This window comes from Hymenobacter sp. DG25A, assembly GCF_001280305.1.
Classification (GTDB): Bacteria; Bacteroidota; Bacteroidia; order Cytophagales; family Hymenobacteraceae; genus Hymenobacter.
In genome coordinates, this window is record NZ_CP012623.1 from 127,102 (window position 1) to 152,967 (window position 25,866).

Sequence of the window (25,866 nt, forward strand, 5' to 3'; positions counted from 1 at the left end):
GTGACTCCTCACCAGGCCCAACTTCCATCCGGCTTTACCATCAGCACCGCCGCCTCGCAGCTGGATGTAAAAGCCATTCACCGCTACCTGAGCGAGGATTCTTACTGGGCCAAGGGCATTCCATACGCTACCGTGGAGCGGGCCATAGCCAACTCCCTCAACTTTGGCCTGTATGCCTCTGATGGCCGGCTGGCCGGGTTTGCCCGCATCATCACCGACTACGCCACCTTTGCCTGGCTGTGTGATGTTTTCGTGCTGCCGGAATTCCGGGAGCAGGGGCTTTCCAAATGGCTGATGGAAGTAGTGTGGGCGCACCCGGAGCTGCAGGGCCTGCGCCGCCGGATACTAGCCACTTTGGACGCGCACGGGCTGTACACGCAGTTTGGCTTTGCCCCACTGGCCGCCCCAGACCGGTTTCTGGAAATCAGGCAGCATAATCCGTACGGGGTCGAAACCGCTAACTGAGCAACTCAATAGCAGTGCTTTGCCTTCTACTATGACTCCTACTTCCCTGGAAGCCCGCTGGCATCAGCTTACCAGCTCGCTGCTTCCTGATGAAGCCTTTCGCGAAGCTGCTTACCGCCAGCTTGTAAGGGCTTACGCAGCACCGGAAAGGCATTATCATTCCCTCGAGCACATTCGTCGGCTGCTGAAAACCCTGGACGAGCACCGGGATATGGTGCACGATGCCACGGTAGTGGAGCTGGCTATCTGGTTTCATGATGCCGTGTATAACCCGCTGCGCTCCGATAATGAGGCCCGGAGTGCTCAGCTGGCTAAGGACTTCCTGGAGAATACCTCCTTATCGGCGGAGCGGCAGGCAAGGGTAGGGTTTCTGATTGAGCGCACCAAAGACCATAGCCAGCCCCAGCCTCCCAACGATACCGACCTGCATTTCTTCCTCGACGCTGACCTGCAGATTCTGGGCGCCCCGGAGGCAGACTATTGGCAGTATGCCCGGCAGGTACGCCAGGAATACCGCCTGGTGCCTGATTTGCTGTACCGCCCGGGCCGCCGGAAGGTGCTGGAAAAGCTGCTGGCCAGTGCACCGTTGTACCGCACCGCTCTTTTTCATCAGCAGCTGGAAGTTGCGGCCCGGCATAATCTGCAGGCGGAGCTAGCCAAGTGGGAGCAGGGTAGATTGTAGGCTCCCCATTCGCAGTTGCTCCTGCTATTTCGGAATGGCTGCAACACGCTACCTTCCGGTGCCGTCCTTGTTGGCCGCTTATTCCGCGAGTTCTTATTCCTCTTTCTCTTTACTCATGCGCTTTCTCTATTTCGTGCAGCTACTGTGGCTGGTTCCGGTTTCCGGGGCAGTAGCTCAATCGGCGGCCGCGCCAGCTACGGCTCCGCTGGCCCCGCTTACTGTTGATAAGATCATGCGCGACCCGGCCCAGTGGTTGGGTAGCTCGCCTAGTAATGTGTATTGGGGTGAGAATGGCCGCCGCATTTATTTCAACTGGAACCCGGAAAAAGCCCGCCGCGATTCTCTCTACTCATTAGCCCCCGGCGGTGGCACGCCCCAAAAAGTAAGCTTGCGGGAGCAGCGCGAGCTGCCGGCAGCCAATGGCTTATATAACTCAAACTACACCCGCAAAGTGTATGAGAAGGAGGGAGACATCTACCTGCTGGAGCTGAAATCAATGCAAAGCCGCCGTGTTACCAATACGGCCGAGCGGGAATCGGAGCCGCGCTTTGCTCTGCAGGGCCGGCTGGTGAGCTACACCCGCAACGGCAACCTGGTTACCTGGGACCCCGCCACCGGCGAAACCACCCAGCGCACCGACTTCCGCCGCGGGAACAAGCCGCCCGGCGCCCAGCCTACCGATAAATCGGAGAAATTTCTGAAAGCCCAGCAGCTGGCCTTGTTTGAGGTGCTGCAGCAACGGGAACAGGACGCCAAAGCCCGCGAGCGGCAGCAGAAGGCCCTGGCCCGCCTGCGCCCCAAAGCCATTTACCTCGGCACCAAAACCGTAGAGAACCTGCAGCTCAGCCCCGATGGCCGCTTTGTGACCTATACCCTGGCCCAGGAACCGGCCAGCAGCAAAGTAGCGGTGGTGCCCAGTTTCGTAACCACCTCCGGCTTCACCGAGGATTTATCAACCCGCACCAAAGTGGGCTCGGCCCAAACTGCCTACGAGCTGGGCCTGTACGACATTGGGCGCGACACCACCTTTGTATTAGGGTACCACGACCTGCAGGGTCTGGACGAGCAGCCCGCTTATCGCAAGGAATACCAGCTGGCCGCCAAAGCCCCGCAACCCGCCGATTCCAGCAAAACCAAGAAAGACAAACCGGCCACCGAGCTGCGCCGCGTGATTCCCTACGGGCCCTTCTGGTCGGAGAATGGCCGGCACGCCTTTCTGGTCATTCGCTCCACCGATAACAAGGACCGCTGGATTGTAGCCCTGGACGCGCCCACCCAGAAAATCAAGCTGCTGGACCGTCAGCATGATGATGCCTGGATAAATGGCCCGGGCATTGGCTACGAGGCCGGGGCCGTAGGCTGGCTGCCGGATAATCAGCATATCTGGTTTCAGAGCGAAGAAACCGGCTATTCTCACCTCTACACGGTGGATGTAGCCAGCGGCCGGAAAAAGGCTTTGACCAGCGGGAAATTCGAAATCCAGAATGCCCGCCTGAGCCGCGACAAGAAAACCTGGTACCTCACGGCCAACAAAACCGCGCCCGGCGAGCAGCAGGCCTACCGCATGCCCGTGCAGGGCGGCCCGCTTACCCAGCTCACCACGCGCCCCGGGGCCAGCGAAATTTTCCTTTCGCCCGATGAGAAAACCCTGGCCGTGCGCTACAGCTACACCAATAAGCCCTGGGAGCTCTATATAATGCCCAATAAACCCGGTGCCACCATGCACCAGCTCACGCACTCCACCACCCCAGAGTTTGAAAGCTACGCCTGGCGCGACCCCGAGGTCATTACCATTCCCACCCGGGATGGGGCGCAGGTGTATGCCCGGCTGTACCGACCGGCTTCGCCGCAGGCCCATGGGCCGGCGGTGGTCTTTGTGCACGGGGCCGGCTACCTCCAGAATGCTCATAAATGGTGGAGCCAGTATTTCCGGGAGTACATGTTCCATAACCTGCTGGCCGACCAGGGCTACACCGTGCTGGATATTGACTACCGGGGCTCCGCCGGTTACGGCCGCGACGTGCGCACCGGCATTTACCGCTATATGGGCGGCAAAGACCTAACGGACCAAGTAGACGGTGCCAAGCTGCTGGCGGAGAAATACGGCGTCAGCCCCCAGCGCATAGGTATTTATGGCGGCAGCTACGGGGGCTTCATTACTCTGATGGCCATGTTCACCCAGCCCGAGGTGTTCAAAGCCGGGGCCGCCCTGCGCTCCGTTACCGACTGGGCCCACTACAACCACGCCTACACGGATAACATCCTGAATGAGCCCTACTCCGACAGCCTGGCCTACGTCCGCTCTTCGCCCATTTACTATGCTGCTGGCCTGAAAGGCGCTCTGCTCATGTGCCACGGCATGGTAGATACCAACGTGCACTTCCAAGATATTGTGCGCCTTTCCCAACGCCTCATCGAGCTGAAAAAGGAAAACTGGGAACTGGCTGTATACCCCATGGAAGACCACGGCTTTGTAGAGCCCAGCTCCTGGACGGATGAATACAAACGCATTCTAAAGCTGTTTGAAACGAATCTGAAGCCCGTGGGTGCCTCATCTACCACCGGCCAGACCAGCCGCTAAACTCATTGACCTACTTACAAAAACACCCCGGCACCAACTGGTGCCGGGGTGTTTGCTTTTTCGTCTATACCAGGCTTTTTAATCGGTGTTTTTATTCAGCCGGAAGGCAAGGTTAAGGACTGCTTGGTGGCTGCGCAGGCTGTACTCTCTAGTGCGGTATAAGTTGAGTGCATTCGTCGTTTTTTCAACCACCACCGACTCAATAGCCGTTCGGTCATCCAACAGGCCTTCCTGGTATCGCCAGCTTAGTGTGGCGGTCAGGCGCTGCCACCGGTAGCCGGCTTCCGCATACAGGCCCACCTGCTCATGCGGGTAGTCCAGCTGCACGCTTCTCTGCAAGGGCGTGCCGTTGTACGTGAGGTTGGTGGCGCCCGGGTAGGCACTTTCGTTTTCCTTCAAGGCGTTAAAGCTCATGGCCAGGCCCAGCCCCGCCAGAAACTGCCCGGTTGGCAGGGGCCGCAGCATCCGAACGCCTATTTGAAGATTCGTTTGTGAGCCACTCAGCCGATAGGTCTTGCTTGGGTAGCCCGTCTGGCCAGTAGCAAACTCCTGCTGGTAGTCGCGCATTTTCCGGAAGCTGCCTTCGGTGTGTAAGGCCAAGCGCCGACCTGGAAACAGAACATCTGCATAGAGACCCACGATAGGGCGCAGGCCTTGCTCCAGGTTGGCATTAGACAGATACCGCTTTTCTAATGGAAGCACCTCATACTGCTTCTGCCCGTTTATTGATACATACAGGTTGTCGGCTAATTTGCCATCCTTGGCAGTGGAGTTGGTGTACGCAGCGCCGGCCTGCACGCCCCAATCCAGCCGCACGCGGTTCTGGCCTTTGGGTTTGTTCCCGGTGGTTGGCGTAGCGACCATTGGCTGGCCCAGGCAGGTGGTATTGTATTGCTGCACCAACCGGATAAGGGCTTTCTCGTCGTAGGGCAATTTGCTGATGCGGGGGGCTACCTCCGGGCAGGTGGGCAGGAAGGCGCGGAGCTGCTCCCGGTAATCGTTTACCCGGCTGAGGTAGTGGCGCCCGTCCGGCCCGGTGTACTGATAGCGGCGGTCTACCAGCTCCAGTGGGTTCTGCCCATCGCGCAGCAGAAAATAGTGCGGGGTAGTGCCCCGGAACGCCGCCAGAATGGTGATAGGGCCTTGTACCAGCACCTCGGTTACCAGCGTATCGGTTACAAAGCGCGTGCGCGGTGCATCCGTCTGCAGGTAGGAGGGGTTGCTTTCAGCGGCGGCGTCATACGTCAGGTATTGGGTGCGCCAGTGGCGTACCCCACTTAGCCCAAATGCGGGCAAGGAGTGGGTAGGCAGAATTTGCAGATCTGTTTGTCCCTGGGGCCGGAACCGGATAGTGGTGGGGGCATCTTGCCAGTAGGCGTTTTCCAGCTCTCCCCGCACGGTATCACCCGCGGCCCGTACAAAATATCCCGGCTGAAAGGTTTGGGCCCGGGCTCCGGGCAACGAAAAGCCGAAGGCTAATAAGGTGATAGAAGCTAAATAATAGCGGTACCGAAGCATTTGAAAAGAAGTGATAAAGAAGGCGAAATGAATGAGGGCAGGAAGATACACGGATAATCAGGTAAGATGATAACCGGCAAACAACCGCCTCTGGCCGTCAGAAGCAGGGAATATGGCAGCTCAGTTGTTTCCCCTGTTTGTACATGCTTCCCGCCTTGCATAAAACTCGTAGCTTTGCGGCCCGCCCAGCAGTGCTTTGGGCAGGGCAGGGGCTACCGGCCTCTCGCGCACTTCTATCTAATAAGCTGATGTCGTACCTGTTTACTTCCGAGTCCGTTTCGGAAGGTCATCCCGATAAAGTAGCCGACCAGATTTCCGATGCTATTCTTGACGAGTATTTGCGTCAGGACCCTGCGTCCAAGGTTGCCTGCGAAACCCTCGTTACCACGGATTTTGTGCTGGTAGCCGGCGAAATCAAATCCAAAGCGCACGTAGACGCCGAGCCCATTGCCCGCGAAGTAATCCGCCGCATTGGCTACAACAAGCCGGAATACCTGTTTAACGCCGACACCTGCGAGGTGATGAACCGCCTGCACGAGCAGTCGCCGGACATTAACCAGGGGGTAGAGCGCGCCAAAGACGAAGAGCAGGGCGCCGGCGACCAGGGCATGATGTTCGGGTACGCCACCAACGAAACGGCCAACTACATGCCCTTGGCCCTGGACCTCTCGCACCGCTTGCTGGAAGAGCTGGCCCGCATCCGTAAAGCCGGTCAGGAAATGACCTACCTGCGCCCCGATGCTAAGTCGCAGGTAACCATCCGCTACGCCGACGACAATACCCCGGAGGCCATTGAAACCATTGTGGTCAGCACTCAGCACGATGAGTTTGATGCCTCGGAGGAGAAAATGCTGCAGCAGATATCGGAGGATATCCGCCACATCCTCATTCCCCGCGTAAAGGCCGGCCTCGGCGCGGAAGTGCAGCGCCTCTTCACCGACCAGATTACCTACCACATCAACCCCACCGGCAAGTTCGTTATTGGTGGCCCGCACGGCGACACCGGTCTGACCGGTCGCAAAATTATTGTGGATACCTACGGCGGCAAAGGTGCCCACGGCGGCGGGGCTTTCTCCGGCAAAGATTCTTCTAAAGTAGACCGCTCCGCGGCCTACGCTACCCGCCACATTGCCAAAAACCTGGTGGCGGCCGGCGTAGCCGACCAGGTACTGGTGCAGGTGGCCTACGCCATTGGGGTAGCCCAGCCCGTGGGGATTTATGTTACCACTTACGGCACCACCAAAGTGAAAGGCGCCAACGGCCAGCCCCTCACCGATGGTGAAATTGCCGAGAAGGTGAACAAGCTGTTCGATATGCGCCCCTACGCTATTGTGCAGCGCTTTGGGCTGCAGAACCCCATCTTTGGCGATACCGCCGCTTATGGCCATTTGGGCCGCCGCCCCGGCACCAAGCAGGTAACCATGAGCAATGGTGAGGTGAAGACGTTTGAAACCTTTACCTGGGAAAAGCTCGATTACGTGGATAAAATCAAAGCCGAGTTCGGGCTGTAATCAGCTCCGTCCTTCAGCAAATGAAAAGCCCCGCCTGAGCTATCAGGCGGGGCTTTTTTTATGGCCAAATGGCAAGGGTGGGCTAGTGGCTCACCATTTTGTCCTTGTACCGGGTAATCTGCCGTTTCAGGCTATCAGCGGCAGCATCAGCGGCTGCTTCAAACGTACCCGCATCTTCCTGGGCAAATAATGTAGTGCCCGGCACGTGAACCTTGATTTCGACGGTCTTATTAGAAATACCATCCTTGTTATTCAGGCGCAGAATAACTTCGCCTTCGGTCACACGGTCGTAGAAGGTTTCGAGCTTGTCGAGGCGCTTCTGGATGAAATCGAGCAGTTTCTGGTCGGCGTTAAAGTGCACCGATTGCGTCTGTACTTTCATCGATTGTGGGGTTTGGGAGTAAGAAAAAAGGAAACAACTCAGGCCTTTGGATGGGCCTTTTCAAAAACCGCTTTCAGCTTATCAATAGACAAGTGGGTGTATACCTGCGTGGCCGCCAGATTGGCGTGGCCCAGCAACTCTTTAATAGCATTTAGGTCGGCTCCTTTCCCCAGCAGATGCGTAGCAAAGGAATGCCGCAGCACGTGCGGGTGCTGCTGCGAGGAAGCCGTAGTAATCTGCCCCAAATAGTGCTTTACCGTACGATACACGAACTTTTCATAGAGCGGTTCTTGCTTATTGGTAACGAGCAGGACGCCGCGGGCGTTGTCGCCGCTGCCAAATTCGTGTTGCTTTAACGCTATATAGCGCTCCAGTACTTGTAGGAGCGTAGGGTTGAGCGGAACCACGCGCTGCTTATTGCCTTTGCCGGTTACGCGCACCGTATGAGCCGGCAGGCTGACGTCATCGTGCCGGATACCGAGGAGCTCCGACAGGCGGATGCCCGTGCCGTAGAGCAGCTCCAGTACCAGCTGGTCGCGCACACCTACAAAGGTGTCCGGAAACGCAAAGGAATTGAGCAGGCCATTCAGCGAGTCTTCCGGAAGGAAATCGGGGAGCTTCTTGCCCACTTTGGGCGAGGTGATGCGCAGCATCGGGTTTTTGCTGATGACTCCCGTGCGCAGTAAAAACTTATAGTAGGAGCGCAGGCAGGCAATTTTGCGGTTTACCGTGCGCGGGTCACGCTGCTGCTCCATTAAGGTCACAATCCACGAGCGGATCAGGGTATGATCCGCCTGCGCTGGCTTTTCCAGCTCATAGATAGTGTGCAGGTACTCGGCAAACTGCCGCAGGTCCGTTTGGTAGGATACCAGCGTATGGGGACTGAAGCGTCGCTCGAACCGTAAATAGTCAAAAAATAATTCCATACGCCAGGCTACTGCCAGCCAAAGGGGCCGGACAACCAATGTATGGAATTATTTCGAAAAGTACGAACGCGAAAAAACCGTCTGATTCGCCCCGGAGAGCAAATCAGACGGTTTTTATGTTCCGTTCAACGTGGGCAGTTAGCTGGCTGCCTCGTTGCCGTACATCGTCTGCTTATAGGCAGCCTTAATCTTCTGCTTGCGCTTCGTGATAGAAGGCTTCTGGAAGAACGTGCGGCGACGCAGCTCTTTCAGCACGCCGGTGCGCTCAAACTTCTTCTTAAAACGCTTAAGTGCACGGTCAACCGACTCGTTCTCCTTGATTTGGACGATGATCATATATTCAGTGAGATTGAAAACTATTCCTGGATTGAGGGGGGCAAAGATAAGCAGAGATTTCAATGATTTGAAATGATTCCACAGAATTTCCTGAGCAGTGCGTTGCGCTAGGGCTGTGCCAATCAGTGAAATCCAGCAAAACCTGGCCCAATCAAGGTTTCTACTTTAAGAGCGTGCGGGCAATAACGAGTTTCTGAATCTCCGAAGTGCCCTCACCAATGGTGCACAGCTTGGCGTCGCGATAGTATTTTTCGGCCGGATAGTCTTTGGTATAGCCATAACCACCAAAGATCTGCACGCCCTCATTAGCTACGCGCACCGATACCTCAGACGCATACAGCTTTGCCATAGCCGACTCACGGTTTACGTTCAGGCCCCGGTCCTTCATATCGGCGGCGCGATACGTCAGCAGCGAGGCAGCTTCAATTTCGGTAGCCATATCGGCCAGCTTAAAGGAAATACCCTGGAAGCTGGAAATAGGCTGATTGAACTGGTAGCGCTCCTTGGAGTACTGCAGAGCGGCCTCATAGGCGCCCTGGGCAATACCTAGGCTCAGGGCCGCAATGCTGATACGGCCACCGTCCAATACTTTCAGCGACTGCACGAAGCCGTCGCCTACTTTACCAATAACGTTTTCCTTCGGGACGCGGCAATCTGTGAAGATGAGCTCGGTAGTTTCGGAGGCACGCATGCCCAGCTTGTCTTCCTTGCGGCCAGCTGCAAAGCCGGGTGTGCCCCGCTCAATAATGAAAGCCGTCATGGCGTGAGAGTCGCCTACTTCTCCCGTCCGGGCAATGACTACGGCTACATTGCCGCTTTTGCCGTGGGTAATAAAGTTTTTGGCGCCGTTCAGCACGTAATGGTCTCCATCTTCGATGGCTACGGTGCGCATGTTGCCGGCGTCAGAACCTGTGTTGGGCTCCGTGAGGCCCCAGGCACCAATCCATTCGCCGGAAGCCAGCTTGGGTAGGTACTTCCGTTTCTGCTCTTCGGAAGCATGCTGCAGAATGTGGCCCGTGCACAGCGAGTTATGCGCGGCCATGGATAAACCAATGCTGCCATCAATTTTTGATAACTCCGCAATGGCGGTTACGTACTCGGTGTAGCCAAAGCCGGATCCGCCGTATTCCTGCGGTACCAGTACGCCCATCAGACCTAGCTCACCCAGTTTGTGAAACACTTCCACCGGGAATTCCTGGCTTTCGTCCCACTTCATCATGTTCGGCTTGATGTGTGTGGCACCAAAGTCGCGCACCATCTGGGCAATCATTGTCTGGTTTTCAGTAGCTACCAGTTCCATGTAGTCAATTGTTTGGGTGGGAATTAAGGGGATAACCGGAAAAGGCCGGTTTTGGGTTTGCGAAAGTAGCTTTTTTACAGCAGCTATGCTCGCCTCCGCTAATCAGCGGCAAACGGCTGATTTTGAAAGGGGGCGCAATTTCGGTAACTTTGAAGGTTTTTTAGGAGAAATTGGCTAATCAGTAGCTGATTTTGCTGCATAAATTTTGTTTACCTCATTGGCTAACCCAGCCTTCATGCGCATCACTTCTCTTCGCCCGCTAGTTTGGTTTCTACTAGTTCAGGGTGCCTTGCTCAGCTCCTGCGCTTCCTCCAGGCTTTACAAGCAGAATATCATGTTTCGGACCGAGGGCAGCACTGCCGTGGTCGATACAACCAAACTTCGGGATGCCTTAGGAAAGCTAGGCCGCAACTATATTATTCGGCCGAATGACTACTTGCAGGTTCGGGTGTATACCAACCGAGGTGAGCGGCTCCTTGATCCTAATGGAGAGCTTCGCTTTGGGGTTCCTGGCAACCAGTCTATCCAGAGCGGAGCAGGCAATACAGCCGGTAATGCAAATAATAATAATACCCAGGGAGCTGGTAATCTTTCTATAACACGTGGTGGCGATGTAGGCAGCAAGCCGGCTGGTGAAGCAGAGTTTTTGGTTCAGGCAGATGGGCGTGTTAAGCTGCCCATGGTGGACTTTGTTAAAGTAAGTGGCTATACCTTAGTTCAAGCGGACAGCATTCTGCAGCTTCGTTATAATACTTTTTACAAGGAATCATTCGTGGCCACCCGGGTAACGAATAGTCGGGTATTTGTGTTAGGTGCCCCAGGTGGTCGTATTGTGCCATTGTATAATGAGAATATGAACCTCTTGGAGGTGTTATCTGCTATTGGAGGAATTGATGCATCGAATATGCAGGGAGGGGGGGGCGGAAATCAAAATAATCGTCGTCTAGGAAAGGCTTTCAATATTCGTCTTATACGTGGAGACTTAAGAAATCCACAAGTGCAAGTTGTTGACCTTTCAACAATTGAAGGAATGCGGCATGCTGATTTGCAGATACATCCCAATGATGTTATATATATAGAGCCAGTGCGTAAGCCTTTCACAGAAGCTTTAGCTGATATAACCCCAGTATTATCTGTTTTAACGTCAGTAATTACGACTGTGTTTCTAATAAATAACCTCAGTAAATAACCTATTATATTATATAGCAACCGATTATTATAGCTAAAAATAATTCTCTTTTTACCTCTAAAATTGAATGGCAAAAAACGAAAACGCTGAACTGGAAGACCTGATTCGTAATAGTCTGGGTAATCAACCGGCGATGAATACACCTGAGCCTGAATCAGAAACCGAGGGCAGTGGGCTTGATCTATCTACCTTAGTCATGGTAGTTCGCAAAAGTCTGCCATGGATGTTGCTGTTTATTCTTTTGGGGTTACTTACCTCATGGACCTATCTGCGCTATACTAAGCCGGTTTATAAATCGTCATCAATTTTGAAAATTGATGAGAAACAGGAGGCTGGTACCTTAGGACTAGGGGGAGGGCTGGCAGGTCCAGAAGGACCCTTATCTATGAATAACCTATCTGGCGAAGTAGAGTTAATTAAATCTAATCTTATTTATCGGCAGTTACGAGACTCGCTAGAACTTGACGTGAATTATTATGCTCAGGGAACAGTATTAGAAAGTGAGCTATATAAAGCTTCTCCTTTTCATATTGAATATGCTATTAAGGATCCAGGTTATTATGGAATCCAGTTTAATATTCAATTTCTTAATAAAGACAAATTTATACTTTCTTATGCACTGAGAGGAAATGAGATTAAAGAAGAAAAAGTAGTAGGCTCAGCAATTATACAACCTGGTATCAATTTACAGCTTAATCTGACCCCTCAGTTTTCTTCTGATGTTATTGGCAAGGATTATCACTTTGTGGTAAAAGACAATGGGGCTATTAATCAGTATATAGATCAAAATCTGACGGTTGAAATTATTAATCCAGAAGCAAATACTATTGGTATTTCTTTTGCTGATCATAACCCGCTCAAAGCGAAGGATATTGTTAATCGGATTGATACAGTATACTTGGTAGAAAAATTGGCTAAAAACTCACAAGGCCAGCAGCAAACGCTGCAGTACCTAGATGAGCAACTTGACATAACCCGGGATAGTCTGCAGCGGGCGGAATTAGCTTTGCAACGGTTTGTTAAAGCGAATAAGACATATGATGTAAAGGCGGACGTAGGCACTCTTACAGAAAAGTTAGCCGAGCAGGAAAAAGAGAGAATAGAGCTACAAAAGCGCCTTGATCTATTAAATGGTGTAGCTCGCTTAATACAACGGGAACGTATTACAAGGGATGAGAATGTCAGTGTAGAACAGAGTGTCCCTGGTCTGGTAACTTTAGAGGACCCCATTCTTACTCAGCAGATAACGGAACTGAACCTGGCTCAACAGGATTTACGGCGCGTGCTCCGTTCCAGTACGGAAGCTACGGAAGCGGTTCAGCAACGGAAGGCAGCGGTGGAGTATGCCAAACGAAATGTGCAGGATGCATTACAGCAAAGCATGCAGGTTGTACGGGAGCAACTCGCTACTTTAAATCAGCAGCGTGGCCAATACAGCGCCCAATTGCAGGTACTTCCTCAGCGCGAGACCGAATTAGCTCGTCTTCGTCGTCCTTTTGAGCTCTTTGAAAAGTCTTATCTGATGCTGATGGATAAGAAAGTGGAGTTCAGCATTGCGAAGGCGGGTACTACTCCGGACTTCCAGATTCTCTCTCCGGCATCTGCTCCCGTAGAGCCTATTTCTCCTGTACGGATGATCGTATATGCCATTGGCCTGGCGGGTGGCATCATACTAGGGTTGAGTTTGGTGGCAGTGCGCTATTTCATGCACAATACTGTTACCAGCAGCCGGGAACTGGAGAATAATTGTATTGCCCCGGTATTAGGTATTATTCCAACCTACGACAAAGAGAAACTGGCAGTATCGAAGCTGATTGTAGATAAAAATCCCAAGTCAGCCATTTCTGAGTCCATTCGCTCAATTCGGACCAATCTGGAGTTTATGGCGTCTTCGAAGAAGAAACGCCTGATTTCCATTACCTCCACGGTCAGCGGAGAAGGCAAGACGTTTGTGGCGGTAAACCTGGGCGGCATCATTGCACTGTCTGAGCAGCGGGTGGTCATTCTGGATCTGGACATGCGTAAGCCAAAAGTCAACCTGGCTTTTGGGGCTGAAAACATCAAAGGCATCAGTACTATACTGATCGAGCGGCATAGTTGGGAAGAATGTATTCAGCACACTTCTATTCCCACGCTCGATTTCATCTCAGCCGGGCCTACCCCGCCAAATCCTTCTGAACTGATTCTGAGTCCCAAGTTTGATGAGCTACTAGCCAACCTGCATCAGCAGTATGATGTCATTATGATTGACACGCCGCCAGTAGGTTTGGTCACGGATGGTATCCTGATTATGCGCAAAGCGGACTTGCCGATTTACATTGTGCGGGCGGACTACTCAAAAAAGGTATTCCTGAAAAATATCAATAAGCTGATTCGGACGAATGGTTTTACCCGAATGGCGACCATTCTGAATGATGCCCGGGCTTCTGGTATGTATGGTTATGGCTACGGCTACGGCTATGGCTATGGACAGGGCTATGGGCAGGGCTACTATGAAGAGGTGCAGCCTAAGCTCAGCTTATGGCGGCGGTTGCGGCAGCGCTTTGCATAACTTCGGAGTATGGCATCGTTCCTGAGTAAATTGTTTGGCAGCCGGGCCGCAGCGGTGGAGGCTGCCTCTTTAGGAGCGTTGGAAGTCGATATGCACTCCCATGTGTTACCGGGGCTGGATGATGGAGCAGAAACTCTGGAACATGCCGTGGACCTTCTGCGCGAGATGCAGGCGCTGGGCTACCGCAAGCTGGTGATGACCCCCCATATCATGGGCGACTTCTACAAGAACACCCCGGAAGGAGTCCGTGCTGCCCTCAGCAATTTGCAACAAGCCGCTCAGGATGCCGGTATTACCGGCTTGGAACTGGAATGCGCCGCCGAGTACTATCTGGATGAATGGTTTGGCCGCAAGTTGGAAGCCGCCGAGCCGCTGCTAAGTTTTGGCGGCAGCCAGAAGTATCTGCTTTTCGAAACGTCGTATATCAACGAGCCCTTCAACCTGCAGGAAACCATTTTCAACCTCAAAGCAGCCGGCTACCAACCCGTTATGGCCCATCCGGAACGGTATACCTACCTCTATGGGCGTTTTGAGGAACTGATCAGGATTCGGGAGTCGGGCGTGCTGCTGCAGGTGAATCTGAACTCTTTGTCAGGATACTATTCGCCGGGCGCCCGGCACGTGGCAGAGAAACTCATTGATGCGGGTATGGTGGATATGCTGGGTACCGATGCGCACCATCGGAAGCATACGGAAACACTCCGTACAAAAGTCCTGATGGCGGAGTATCTGCAGAAAGCGCTGGCGCTGCCGTTGCTCAACAAACACCTGTAAGATGGTCTTCGTTACGGGTGGCAGTGGGCTTATTGGCAGTTTCCTGATTCCGGCGCTGGTAGCGCGTGGCCTGCCGGTGCGGGCCCTCTATCGTAATCAGATTCCGGCCATTCCGATGGCTGATCAGGTGGAATGGGTGGAGGGTGACCTGCGCGATTCGTTGGCTATTCAGCAGGCGTTGCAGGGTGTAACCCACGTATTCCACTGTGCCGGCTTGGTCTCCTACGCACCGCAGGATGAAGCAGCCCTGCTGCAAGTAAACATGGAAGGTACCGCGGTACTGGTGGATGCCTGTCTGATGCAACCCGGAATTCGCTTATGCCATGTATCCTCGGTGGCCGCTTTAGGTGAGGCGGCTTCTCCGCCGTCGGCGGTAGTTAGCGGCAGCCCGTTTGTTGTCACGGAAGAGGCTAAGTGGGACTTAGGAGCCAGTCATTCGGCGTACGCGGCATCAAAATACCTGGGCGAGCTGGAAGTATGGCGCGGGGTATCCGAAGGGCTGTCGGCGGTCATTGTGAATCCCTCCGTAGTACTGGGCCCCGCCGACTGGAACCGGAGCAGTACCCGGCTGTTTCAGTATGCCTACAACGAACATCTGTTTTACACACCCGGCAACCTTAACGTGGTGGATGTGCGCGACGTGGTAGCCGCCATGCTGCGCCTCACGCTGGATCTGGCGGTACGGGGGGAACGGTATGTGCTGAGTGCGGCGGCCCTGCCACTGCATGATTTTCTGACGCAGGCCGCTCAATGCTTTGGAAAAAAGCCCCCTACAACGGCCGTGCCGGACTGGGCTGCCGAAGCCATCTGGCGGGTAGAGCATGTCCGCTCCTTGCTGACCGGAGCGCGGCCGCTCATCACCAAAGACACCGCCCGCGCTGGCCGCCGCGCCCTGCAATATCAGGCCACCAAAGTGCAGCTGGCAACCGGACTTGCCTTCCGGCCGGTAGCCGAAACAATTGCCTGGTGCTGTACTGAATTACAACGGAACGTGCACGCCTCCGGTGCGGTTGTTGTATCTTAGTATACCCATTCTCTTTTCCCATGAACAGAAGAGAATCTGACCGCAAATGCTGCCGTTTTGGCGGCTCCCTGCCGATAGTAGTAGCATGAGAATGAACGAAAATTTTGAGGACCGGGATGAAGTGCTGGATACCGTGCGCCGCTTTGAGCGCATGTTGACCAACAATGAGCCGGTGTTTTTTGATCTGGGCGATTTTGAGAACATCATCGACCATTATACCACCCATACCCAGTACGATAAGGCCCTGCGGGCGTGTGAGGCAGCCATTGCCCAATACCCCTTCAGCACGGAGCTGCTCATCGACCGTTCCCAGGTGCTGGCCATGAAAGGCGAGTATGTGGAGGCGGCCGCGCAGATTGAAGACGTTGCCCTGCTCGACCCGGACAACCCGGACGTGGCCGTGACGCGCGGTATCATTGCCACGCAGAAAGGGGATTTCTCGGAGGCTGTGGCGTACTTCCTGAGTGCGCTGGAGCGCGCCCCCGACCGCGACGATATTCACTTCAACCTGGGCCTGGCTTACCAAAGCTGGCTGAAGTTCAAGAGTGCGGCCAAGTACTACAAGCAAAGCCTGCGCCTGAACCTGGATAACGAGGTGGCCGTGCAGGAGCTGCTGTACTGCCTGGAAGTATCAGAACGGCTGGAAACCAACCTGGAGTTTTTCCGCCGCTTCACCGATGATGACCCATACTCCGCTTTAGCCTGGTACAACCTGGGGCAGGCCTACTTCCGCCTGGGCCGGTACGATGATGCCATTGCCGCTTTCGAGTATGCTATCCTGATTGATGGCAAGTTCTATGATGCGCATGGCTACCTGGCCAGCACCTACGTGAACCAGGAGCATTACCGCAAGGCCATCGACGAGTTTCAGCTGAGCTACGAGAAAGACAAGCCCACCGCGGAAGCACTGTGCAACATTGGCGAGTGCCACGAAAAGCTGGCCGAGTGGGACCAGGCACGCCGCTATTACCAGAAGTCCATTGATATGGATGAGACTATGGACGAGGCGTGGTTTGGAATCGGCATAGTGCTGAGCGCTCAGGACCGCAACTTCGAGGCCATTCACTTCTTCCGGCGGGCGGTAAACCTGTACGAGGAAAGTGTGGAGTACTGGCTGGCGCTTGCCACGGCCGAGTACCAGGTGGGCAACATCGTTAGTGCCATTGAGTGCTATGAAAAAGCCACCCTGGTAGCCCCCGACAACAAAGACGCCTGGCTGAACTGGAGCATCATACTCTACGAGCAGGGCAACTACGACGGCGCCATTGACCTGATGCGCAATGCCGTGGAAATTCAGCCGGCCGAGGCTGAGCTGCACTACCGCCTGTGCGCCTACCTGCTGGCTGCCGGGCGCTACCGCGAGGCTTACGAGTGCCTGGAAAACGCCTTGGTGCTGGATTTCGATAAGCACCGACTGCTGTTTGATTATTTCCCCGAGCTGGAGTCGCAGCGCGCCCTGGCCCGGCTGATTGATCAGTACCGCAAGTAACCAGCCGCATAAGACAGAGAGCCCGGGAGGTTTGGCATGCGCCGGCTTCCCGGGCTTCTATCTTTTCGGCCGATATAAAATCTGAACAGTACTTTTGCGGATCGGATTTACTATTTCCGGGTAGCGGCCCCTGTATTGCCAGCCGGCCTTTCACACCTTTTCACGCCTAAGTGCTTATTTCCTTCTGATGAACTACGACCTGAACCAAATTCCTGAGCGCACCGCCAAACCCCGCGAACAAGGCTTTACCATGGTAATGGACAAAGGCCTGAGCGTGCGCGAAGTAGAGGACTTTCTGGAAGTAGGCGCCTCCTACACCGATATTGTTAAGCTGGGCTGGGCTACCTCGTACGTAACGCCTAACCTCAAGCGCAAGCTGGAAGTGTACAAAGAAGCCGGCATTCCGGTGTACTTCGGCGGTACGCTGTTCGAGGCCTTCATCATCCGCAATCAGTTTGATGACTACCGCCGCCTGCTCGATACCATGGGCATGGAATATTGCGAGGTATCCGACGGCTCCATTGACCTGGACCACGAGCAAAAGCTGAAGTTCATTCAGACTTTGTCGAAAGATGTGCGCGTGCTGTCGGAAGTAGGTTCCAAGGATGCTGAAAAGATCATTCCTCCCTACAAGTGGATTCAGCAGATGCGTACCGAGCTGGAAGCCGGCGCCGAAAAGGTAATTGGTGAAGCTCGCGAAGCCGGCAACGTAGGTCTGTTCCGCAGCACCGGCGAGGTTCGCTCGGGCTTGGTAGAAGAGATTCTGACCCAGATTCCCTTCGAGAAAATCATCTGGGAAGCGCCCCAGAAAGCACAGCAGGTATGGTTTATCAAGATGCTGGGCGCCAACGTAAACCTGGGCAACATTGCCCCCAATGAGATTATCTCGCTGGAAACCATTCGGCTGGGTCTGCGCGGCGATACTTTCACGCACTTCCTGGATATGGATAATGTAGCCGAGATGTTCAAGCCTGAAGTGAAGGCTCCCGGCAAGCCCGGTACCTCCATGCCACGAGGCTAAGTCAGACTATCAAAAACCCGCTTCCCTGGCCGGAAGCGGGTTTTTTCTTGCCCATTTGATTTCAAATTGCTATGCTTTTTCGCTTGTTACTCTCTTTCTGGCTGATGCTTTTCTCAGGGGCGGCTATGGCGCAGGCTACGGGCCGCGTAGAGCACCTGCCGGATTTCCCCTCGAAGTTTGTGCAGCCGCGCAACGTGGATGTGTGGCTGCCCGAGGGATATGCGCCCGGCAAAAAATACCCGGTGCTGTACATGCACGATGGCCAGAACCTGTTCAGCCCCAAAACCTCCTACGGCGGCGTGGCCTGGGAAGTAGATAGTGTGCTCACGCAGCTGCAGCGGGATAAAAAAGTGCCGGCCTGCATCGTGGTGGGCATCTGGAACTCGCCCAAACGGTTTGCCGAGTACGCACCCGAAAAGCCGTTTAATATGATGCCAGCGGAGCGGCAGGAGGCCATTAAGCAGGAGCGGCAGTCTGAGTCATTGGCGGATGCTTACCTGAAGTTCATCGTGGAAGAGCTGAAGCCCTACATCGACCAGCATTACCAGACCCGGCCCGACCGTAAGCACACCTTCATCATGGGTTCCAGCATGGGCGGGCTCATCTCGCTGTATGCCGCGCTGGAATACCCCAAGGTGTTTGGTGGAGCAGGCTGCGTTTCCACGCACTGGCCCCTGAGTCTGAAAACGAATACTCCGGACTTTACCGATGCTATGGTGCGGTATATGGCGCAGAAGCTGCCGCGCCGCCACAAGCCCCGCCTGTATTTCGATTATGGCACCGCCACGCTGGATAGCTGGTATGAGCCCCACCAGCAGCGCATAGATTCCGTCCTGCGCGCCCAAGGCTACGATGCCCGCCACTGGCAAACCCGCCGCTTTGAAGGAGCCTCCCACAACGAAGCCTCCTGGCAGCAGCGCCTGGCTATTCCGCTGGAGTTTCTGCTCGGGAAGAAATAGCAGTAGCGCGAAGCTCCAGCTTCGCGTAAGAGCAACGCGAGTTCTAACACCCGCAGACGTCTGCTACTCGCTTCGCTCGTACGCGAAGCCGGAGCTTCGCGCTACTTTTTGCATTCCCATTACCTTGCAGTCTATGAAAAAGGCATTGAGCTATCTGTACCCGTTCACGCGCAAGGTGCCCTCCACTTATAATGGGGAGTTGGAAGTCTCCCTGTACCGGGGGCGCAAGGTGCTGGACTCGCGCACGGCCAACTATTCCTACGGCTCTTTGCAGCGAGTGCTGCGCTTTGGCTTGCAGCAGATTTCGCTGGCTGGCTGCCGGCGTATTCTGCTGCTGGGGCTGGGCGGCGGCTCCGTTATCCAAACGCTGCGGGAGGATTTCGACTACCAAAACCACATTACCGCCGTCGATTTTGATCCGCTGGTGATAGAGCTGGCGGCGCAGGAATTTGGCATTGAACCCGGCCCGCGCCTGCAGATTGTGTGCGCCGATGCCTTTGCCTACGTGCACGACTCACACCCGCCCTTTGATCTGGTGCTGGTGGATCTGTTTGTGGACAGCACCATTCAGGAAGGCGTGTTTGCGCCGGCATTCTGGCAGAACGTATTTCGGCTGTTGCGCCCCGGCGGCCAGGTATTGCTGAATACCCTGCAAGGCGCAGTGCCGGCCGGCGCGCTGCAGCAACTGCAGGAGGCAGTGCAGGTTTTGGGCGGTACCGTCAGGCTGTTTCCGAAGGTGGAAAAGCTGAACCTGCTGGTGCTGGTCCAGAAGCCAGCCTAAAGGTGCCGCTAACCCGGCGGGAAATACTTTTCCGGGACTTTAGCGGCAGCCTGTTTTCTTTGTAGAAATATTCCGCCGCTTTTTCAGTCGTTTGCGCCTTATGGAGATTATTAAGCACTTTTTTGACCTGGTTCTGCACCTCGATAAAACCCTCGTGGATGTGGTGCTGCAATACGGGACGCTGACGTACCTGATTCTGTTTCTCATCATCTTCACAGAAACCGGGGTGGTCGTTTTTCCATTCCTGCCCGGTGATTCGCTGCTGTTTGTGGCCGGCACGCTGGCCGCGCAGCCCGTGGCCGCCGGCTCGCCGGAAACCCTGCTTAACGTGTGGTATCTGATGCCCCTGCTGTTTGTAGCCGCTTTTCTGGGGGATAACCTCAACTACTTTATTGGCGACTACCTGGGGCCGCGCGTGTTCCGCGAAAACTACAAGCTGCTCAACCGCAAATACTTGGACCAGACCCAGGCCTTCTATGCCAAGCATGGTGGCAAAACCATCATTATGGCCCGCTTTGTCCCTATTGTGCGCACGTTTGCTCCCTTTGTGGCCGGCGTAGGCACCATGAAGTACAGCTACTTCATCAGCTACAGCATTGGCGGCGCGCTGCTGTGGGTGGTTTCCCTCACCATGGCCGGCTATTTGTTTGGCAACATCCCGGTGGTGCGCGACAACTTCACGCTGGTGATTTACGGCATTATTCTGCTGTCTATTCTGCCGCCGCTGTTCCAGTTTCTCAAAAGCAAGTTTGCGGCGCGCCCTACCAGCGCCTAGAAAAAATAGTATTTACTAAAGAAACCGCCCGGCCCTCATAGGTACCGGGCGGTTTTTTTGTTGCTTTGGATGTGCTTAGCTAGAAAAGCACTGCCTATGAGGGAATTTGGATTGATTGGTCGCTCTTTGGAGCATTCTTTTTCGCAGACGTACTTCACCCAGAAGTTTGATAACCTGGGTTTGAGCGACCATCGGTACGAGCTGTTTGAGCTGTATTCTATTACGGAGCTGCCCACGCTTTTGGCGCAGCATCCGGAGCTGAAGGGCCTCAACGTCACCATTCCCTACAAAGAGCAGGTGTGGACGTACCTGGATGAAATGTCGCCGATTGCGGCGCGCATTGGGGCGGTAAACGTAATTGAGTTTGCGCCGGATGGCCGCCGCATTGGCCACAACACCGACTATATAGGGTTCCAGGAATCGGTGAGGCGCTTTTACCCGGCGCGCGGCGACGATGCCGGCGCGCTGATTCTGGGCACGGGCGGCGCGGCCAAAGCCGTAGAAACCGCCCTGCGCGACCTGGGCATCCGGTGCTGGCTGGTCTCGCGCAACTCCCTGGCCGCCGGCCTCACCTACGCCGACCTTTCTCCTTCTTTGCTGGAGGCGCATACGCTTATCATCAACACCACGCCCCTGGGCACCTACCCCAATGTGGCCGAGTGCCCCACCATACCCTACGAGCACCTCACGGAGCGCCACTACCTCTACGACCTGATCTACAACCCCGGCGAAACCCTCTTTATGCAGAAAGGCCGCGAAATGGGTGCCCACACCAAAAACGGCTTCGAAATGCTCTGCCTGCAGGCCGAAGCCGCCTGGGCTATCTGGAATAAATAAGCGGCTACTTAAAGTAGAAGCAGTATTAAACAGAACTGTCATCCTGAGCAAAGCGAAGGACCTTATCACCGAAGAACGAGTCGTTGTTACGATGGTCGTTCTCACATGATAAGGTCCTTCGCTTTGCTCAGGATGACAGCTTTTTATTTAACAGATATAGTAAAACAGATATAGTAAACAGGTATGGTAAGCTGTTTAAAGCCTGACGATACTATTGCTGGCCGCCGCCGCCTTCACCCTGCTTCTGGTCGTCGTTGCGGATGCTGCGGGCGGGGCGCTTGGGCTTGTTCTCCAGCTTACCGAAACGGTAGCTGAAGGCGGCCCGCACGCCACGGTTGTACACGTAGGTGGTGTTGGTGGAGCGGGAACGGCCGTTGTCGAAGTCGTTTTCCAGCTTGACGTAGCGCGAGAAGGGGTTATCAGCATTCAGCGTCAGATCGGCCTTGCCTTTCAGCATTTCCTTACGCAGGCCAATGGAGTACATCTGCCAGGGCGAGTTTTGCCTTGCAGCTGAATACGCGGCGAGTTTAGCATGCCGAAGAACTGCAGGCTGAAGCCCTTCTCAAACTTGTAGCCGGAGTTGATATTGGCCGAGTAAACGAAGCCTGAGTTGCTGGTGTTCAGCGCCTTGCTGTTCAGGTACACGTAAAACAGGCTCACGTTGCCACTGATGTCCCATTTAGGCAGCGGTTTCACGGAGCCGAACAGGTTAGTACCGTAAGTCTGGTTGCGGGCTACGTTGCCGAAGGTGGAAACCACCCGACCCTGATTATCGGTGCGGTAAATGCGCTCAATGGCGTTGTTGGTCTGCCGGGAGTAGGCTGATATGTTGATGACCGAGCCCTTCACGAAGGTATTCCAGTTCACCTCGTAGTTGTCGGTGAATTCGGCGTCCAGCTCTGGGTTGCCCTCCGAGATGTTGCGCGGGTCAGTTTCGTTGCGGTAGGGGTTCAGGTAAAAAATGCTGGGGCGCTGAATGCGGCGCGAGTAGCTCAGGCGGATGGTGGAGCCTTGCTGCTTGAGGTTGCGCGTAAGGGCCACGTTGGGGAGCAGGTTGGTAAACGTGAGGCTGAACGGGCTGTCCTGGTTCTCAAAATCACCTTCCAGGTCGGTGCGTTCCACGCGGGCGCCTAGGCGCACGTTGTATTTCTTGCCCAGGCTGGTGGCATAGGTAGCGTAGCCGGCCATCACATCCTGATCATAGGTGTACTTGTTGGTGAGGCTGGGCACCTCGGCAAACTCGCCAGTATTTAAATCAGTGCGGCTTACGCGGAAGTCACTTTCTACCCGCCGCTGAATCAGCTTGCCCCCGAACTCCACCGTCTGCTTTTCGCCGATGGGATGCACATAGTCGGTTTGCAGGGTGTTTTCCTGGTTACTGGCAATGTTGGGGCTGTACTCCTCAAACGTGGGCGTGGTGCCCGCGTAGTCCAGCGGAAACTGGTCTACATTGTAGTAGCGGTTGTTGTTGTTGCGGTTGTGCTGTGCCAGTACCGACCACTCGCGTCGGCTGCTGGGCCCAAAGGTGCGGGTATACGTGCCGGTCAGGTCATAGCTCCGGATCTGGAACTTCTGATCAAAGTCGCGGGTGTAGTTGCCGAACAGTGGGTTGCTGTTATCCGGCTCGCCGGCATCCAGGGTGTAGGTGTTGTAGATATCCGCGTTGTTGCGGTGCTGAAACATGTTGCCGTTCAGCGACAGGCTGAAGCTGTGGTTGGTAGCCGGCTCGTATTCCAGCCCGATGCGGGCGTTGCCGCCGCCACCCTGGGCGCGGCCTTCATTGCGCTGCAGCAGCCGGCCCGTGGTGGTAATGCCGTCGGCGCTTACCACGTCCCGGTCTTCGCGGTCCACCTCCTGCACGCCAGGAGAGTAGTGCATCCAGCCATTGGCCGATGACGACAACCCAAGCTTGCCTTTGCGTGCGTTCAGAGCCAGGTTACCGTTGGAGTTCCGGGTGCCCACGGCCAGGCCTACGTTGCCGTTAATGCCCTGCAGGTTGTTTTCCTTCAGTACAATGTTGATGATACCGGCGGAGCCTTCGGCATCGTACTTGGCCGAAGGAGAGGTAATCACCTCCACGTTTTTAATCTGGTCGGCGGGCAGCTGTTTCAGGGCTTCGGCTATGTCGCCGGCCATCACGGAGGAGGGCTTGCCGTTGATGAGCACGCGCACGTTGCCGGAGCCGCGCAGCTGCAGGTTGCCATCGGGGTCTACGCTCACCATGGGGGCTTTGCGCAGCACGTCGGCGGCGGTGCCGCCTTTGTTGGTGTTGTCCTGGGCCGCGTTATACACTAGGCGGTCAGGCTTGCTTTCTACTACCGGCCGCTCACCCGTTACGGTTACTTCATTGAGCTGCTTGGCCTGCGAAGTGAGGGCCACGGTGCCTAGGTCGAGGCTCATCTTGCCCTCCTGCAGGGAAATAGCCTGTACCTGGCTGCCATAGCCAATAAAGCTGATGGACAAGCGGTAGGAACCGGCCGCCAGTCCTTTCAGCGTGAAGCGGCCTTTTTCGTCGGCTACGGTGCCATCCAGGGGCTGCTCGCCTACGGGCGGCAGTACCGTAATGGTGGCAAACTCAACGGGCTGCCGGGTGGTAGCATCCAGCACGGTGCCGCTGATGCGGCCGGTGCCTTTGGCGGCCGGGGCCAGCGTAAGGGCTGGGGCGGCGCCCGCCGGGCGCGCTGCTCCGGGTGCTGCCGGGGCTGTGCCTTGAGCCGCGGCCATGTGCGTAATGAACGTAGTGCCGACCAGCAGCAACGCGGAAAGGTGTTTCATAGCATGTTAGGTGTAAGCGCAGTTAGAGCAAGTCCTCGCGTGAATCTCCCGGATAATCTCAACAACTCCAGCACAGATGTTAAAACCCGGCGGTGGGTTGCATTCCGCCGCTTTTATTTTGTGCTACTTTCTTACCAGAGGAGGAGTTTTTTTTCAGCCTGCAAAGTTACCGCGCCGGCCACCAGTCATCTACTATCCCGCCGACTTTATCTTCCTAAGGGCCACTTATCTCCCGGCAATCGGCCACTCTTTCTACATGAAGCAGCAACCCGGCCGGGAAGGGCCAGCCACCAAAAAGAACAGCCCCCCGGAACCGGGCGGCTGTGTTGCAGGAGGTGTGCAGGTTCTGAAGAGGGAATGTACCATTTCGTGCCCGATTTCCTAGCTATTGGGCCGGAATGTTTTCCCGAAAAGCAGGGGATAGGTACCTCGTTTTCCTGGCGCGGCTGCCTTACTCAACCGGAAATCAGCCTAAATTGACAGACCGGTTACTGAAAGGCGAAAATGGCCCAAAACTGCAGAGCCGTGCACCCGTGCCTAGCTAGATTATATCAAGACATCAGTTTGCCCATAAACCAACCGGCACGGCCGGGAAACTCCGCCAATAGATTTAATTCAACTATTCTAATATACTTGATTTTTATCTCGAATTTTATAAATATATAGCTGATAATAAAGGAGATAATACATTGTGAATATAATTGTGCAACCAGCATGCAACGCTTGGCTAACGGGCTGTACTCTTCAGAATACAGGGCGGGAGCCAACTCCCTTTTATTCACTTTTTCCAGTAGCCCAAGCGTATGCCCCAGACTAGCACCCGGAGCAATTTTAGTGGCTTGATACCTTCTATCTACCAAAAGAAGGGAGGCAGCCGTGCAGGTTGGTTTGTAGCATGAGCGCGCTATTACCTACCTTCGGCGGGTCGGTTCTGGACAACCTGCTTGCGCCGGTGGCCATTTCCGAGCCGACTTTTCGCCCTGCCACTGCCCCTGTGCGTCCTCTCTCCTCACCCCACACCCTGAGCGAGTCTGAACTGCTTGATGCTTGTCTGGCTGGTAGCCGCCTGGCACAAAAGCAGCTTTACGACCGGTACTCTGCCAGGATGATGGCCGTTTGCATGCGCTATGCCCAAACCACGTTTGAGGCCGAAGACGTACTGCAGGAGGGCTTTCTGACGGTGTTTAAAAACCTGACCAAATTTCGGCGGGAGTGCCCCCTGGAATTCTGGATTCGTCGTATCATGGTGAATGCTGCCCTGCGCCAGCACCGGCGCAATGCGCACTTGGTAGCGGTCAGCGAAGGCGAATACCCCCAGGACCTGGCCGATGAAGAGTTTACCCTGGCCAACTATGGCTTTGAGGAGCTGCTGACCCTGATTCAGGAGCTGGCCCCTCGCTACCGGATGGTGTTCAACCTATTTGCTATTGAAGGCTATAGCCACAAAGAAATTGGGGAGCTGATGGGCATTTCCGAAGGCACCAGCAAATCACAGTACGCCCGGGCACGGGTTATTTTGAAAAACAAACTAGAGCGCCTCGACGCTCACCGGACCAATGGAACCTTCAGCCGATAAGCCCACCTCCCCACAAAAGGGCGACCTGGAGTACCTGTTTCGCCAAAAATTTGAGGAAGCGGAAATGCAGCCCCGGGCCAGCCTGTGGGAGCAGCTTGACCATGAGCTGGTAGTACAGCAGAATGAAACCTTCCGCGAGCGGCTCCGGGTACACCGCTGGGTAGCCGCAGCCTGCGTATTATTTATGCTGGGCATGGGTGGCTGGTTTACCATACACCTCAACAGCACCCACGAAGGCGAGCTGGCTGCCGGCCTGCCGGAGGCTCAGAATGCCACTAATAATCAAAGCAGCAAACCACAACTGGCCGCCCAGGCGCCTGCTGCCAATAGCGCCAGCCAATCGGCAACGGCCGATGCGGCGGCTCCTTCCCGCCAAGCCACTGCCGCGGTAACTGCTGCGGGCAGCACCTGACC

The 25,866-nt window shown here is 55.1% G+C and carries 21 protein-coding genes and 1 pseudogene; 16 read left to right on the forward strand and 6 right to left on the reverse strand.

The genetic code is table 11. The features are described from left to right. The 3 genes from AM218_RS00475 (at position 1) to AM218_RS00485 (ending at position 3,728) form a co-directional block, all read left to right on the forward strand. Positions 1–465: a GNAT family N-acetyltransferase gene (locus AM218_RS00475; protein ID WP_054415158.1), complete on the forward strand. Its 465-nt coding sequence runs from the start codon at positions 1–3 to the stop codon at positions 463–465. A 31-nt stretch (positions 466–496) separates the two neighbouring features. After that, complete coding sequence (locus AM218_RS00480; protein ID WP_054410860.1) at positions 497–1,147, forward strand: HD domain-containing protein; 651 nt, start codon at positions 497–499, stop codon at positions 1,145–1,147. 115 nt (positions 1,148–1,262) lie between these two features. Further along, positions 1,263–3,728: a S9 family peptidase gene (locus tag AM218_RS00485; RefSeq protein WP_054410862.1), complete on the forward strand. Its 2,466-nt coding sequence runs from the start codon at positions 1,263–1,265 to the stop codon at positions 3,726–3,728. A 78-nt stretch (positions 3,729–3,806) separates the two neighbouring features. Here AM218_RS00485 and AM218_RS00490 read toward each other — a convergent pair whose 3' ends face one another. Continuing rightward, positions 3,807–5,246 (reverse strand): hypothetical protein, encoded by a 1,440-nt coding sequence (locus AM218_RS00490; RefSeq protein WP_157547456.1) that lies wholly within the window; start codon positions 5,244–5,246, stop codon positions 3,807–3,809. Positions 5,247–5,494: 248 nt separating this feature from the next. Between AM218_RS00490 and metK the strand changes: the two genes are divergently transcribed. Beyond that, a complete protein-coding gene (gene metK, locus AM218_RS00495; protein ID WP_054410866.1) occupies positions 5,495–6,757 on the forward strand; it encodes a methionine adenosyltransferase in 1,263 nt (420 codons plus the stop codon). Positions 6,758–6,839: 82 nt separating this feature from the next. On the opposite strand, the gene hpf is transcribed toward metK, so the two are convergent. The 4 genes from hpf to AM218_RS00515 all read right to left on the reverse strand — a co-directional run bounded on the left by hpf (position 6,840) and on the right by AM218_RS00515 (position 9,701). Then, on the reverse strand, positions 6,840–7,139 hold the full coding sequence (hpf, locus tag AM218_RS00500) for a ribosome hibernation-promoting factor, HPF/YfiA family (RefSeq protein ID WP_044515627.1): 300 nt from the start codon (positions 7,137–7,139) through the stop codon (positions 6,840–6,842). 38 nt (positions 7,140–7,177) lie between these two features. Continuing rightward, positions 7,178–8,065 (reverse strand): tyrosine-type recombinase/integrase, encoded by an 888-nt coding sequence (locus tag AM218_RS00505; protein WP_054410867.1) that lies wholly within the window; start codon positions 8,063–8,065, stop codon positions 7,178–7,180. A gap of 138 nt (positions 8,066–8,203) precedes the next feature. Continuing rightward, on the reverse strand, positions 8,204–8,401 hold the full coding sequence (gene rpsU, locus AM218_RS00510) for a 30S ribosomal protein S21 (protein ID WP_054415160.1): 198 nt from the start codon (positions 8,399–8,401) through the stop codon (positions 8,204–8,206). Between the two features lie 160 nt (positions 8,402–8,561). Next, positions 8,562–9,701: an acyl-CoA dehydrogenase family protein gene (locus AM218_RS00515; protein WP_054410870.1), complete on the reverse strand. Its 1,140-nt coding sequence runs from the start codon at positions 9,699–9,701 to the stop codon at positions 8,562–8,564. 235 nt (positions 9,702–9,936) lie between these two features. On the opposite strand from AM218_RS00515, the gene AM218_RS00520 reads away from it, so the two are divergent. From AM218_RS00520 to AM218_RS00565, 10 genes are all read left to right on the forward strand, one after another. After that, positions 9,937–10,890, forward strand: a complete 954-nt coding sequence (locus tag AM218_RS00520) for a polysaccharide biosynthesis/export family protein (RefSeq protein ID WP_071843824.1) — start codon at positions 9,937–9,939, stop codon at positions 10,888–10,890. 67 nt (positions 10,891–10,957) lie between these two features. Beyond that, positions 10,958–13,441 carry a GumC family protein gene (locus AM218_RS00525; RefSeq protein WP_054410873.1) on the forward strand — a complete coding sequence of 828 codons (2,484 nt, stop codon included), beginning with the start codon at positions 10,958–10,960 and terminating at the stop codon, positions 13,439–13,441. A gap of 9 nt (positions 13,442–13,450) precedes the next feature. Next, entirely contained in the window at positions 13,451–14,215 is a 765-nt protein-coding gene (locus tag AM218_RS00530; RefSeq protein ID WP_054410875.1) for a tyrosine-protein phosphatase, read from the forward strand. A gap of 1 nt (position 14,216) precedes the next feature. Then, positions 14,217–15,239 carry an NAD-dependent epimerase/dehydratase family protein gene (locus tag AM218_RS00535; RefSeq protein ID WP_054410877.1) on the forward strand — a complete coding sequence of 341 codons (1,023 nt, stop codon included), beginning with the start codon at positions 14,217–14,219 and terminating at the stop codon, positions 15,237–15,239. Between the two features lie 91 nt (positions 15,240–15,330). Next, entirely contained in the window at positions 15,331–16,728 is a 1,398-nt protein-coding gene (locus tag AM218_RS00540; protein WP_054410879.1) for a tetratricopeptide repeat protein, read from the forward strand. Positions 16,729–16,915: 187 nt separating this feature from the next. Then, positions 16,916–17,749 (forward strand): phosphosulfolactate synthase, encoded by an 834-nt coding sequence (locus AM218_RS00545; RefSeq protein ID WP_054410881.1) that lies wholly within the window; start codon positions 16,916–16,918, stop codon positions 17,747–17,749. A gap of 125 nt (positions 17,750–17,874) precedes the next feature. Further along, on the forward strand, positions 17,875–18,708 hold the full coding sequence (locus tag AM218_RS00550) for an alpha/beta hydrolase (protein ID WP_197273995.1): 834 nt from the start codon (positions 17,875–17,877) through the stop codon (positions 18,706–18,708). A 133-nt stretch (positions 18,709–18,841) separates the two neighbouring features. Next, the gene (locus AM218_RS00555) at positions 18,842–19,489 is read left to right on the forward strand and encodes a spermidine synthase (protein WP_054410885.1); all 648 of its coding nucleotides are present in this window, start codon (positions 18,842–18,844) and stop codon (positions 19,487–19,489) included. 100 nt (positions 19,490–19,589) lie between these two features. Continuing rightward, on the forward strand, positions 19,590–20,264 hold the full coding sequence (locus AM218_RS00560; RefSeq protein ID WP_054410887.1) for a DedA family protein: 675 nt from the start codon (positions 19,590–19,592) through the stop codon (positions 20,262–20,264). A gap of 96 nt (positions 20,265–20,360) precedes the next feature. Beyond that, the gene (locus tag AM218_RS00565) at positions 20,361–21,101 is read left to right on the forward strand and encodes a shikimate dehydrogenase family protein (RefSeq protein WP_054410888.1); all 741 of its coding nucleotides are present in this window, start codon (positions 20,361–20,363) and stop codon (positions 21,099–21,101) included. A gap of 211 nt (positions 21,102–21,312) precedes the next feature. On the opposite strand, the pseudogene AM218_RS00575 reads toward AM218_RS00565, so the two are convergent. Then, positions 21,313–23,876, reverse strand: a pseudogene (locus tag AM218_RS00575) (TonB-dependent receptor). A 994-nt stretch (positions 23,877–24,870) separates the two neighbouring features. Between AM218_RS00575 and AM218_RS00585 the strand changes: the two are divergent. Both AM218_RS00585 and AM218_RS00590 read left to right on the forward strand, forming a co-directional pair. After that, on the forward strand, positions 24,871–25,452 hold the full coding sequence (locus AM218_RS00585; RefSeq protein WP_054415162.1) for an RNA polymerase sigma factor: 582 nt from the start codon (positions 24,871–24,873) through the stop codon (positions 25,450–25,452). After that, on the forward strand, positions 25,433–25,864 hold the full coding sequence (locus AM218_RS00590; RefSeq protein ID WP_054410898.1) for a hypothetical protein: 432 nt from the start codon (positions 25,433–25,435) through the stop codon (positions 25,862–25,864). Before AM218_RS00585 ends, AM218_RS00590 begins: the two co-directional genes overlap by 20 nt. The last annotated feature ends 2 nt before the right edge of the window (positions 25,865–25,866 follow it).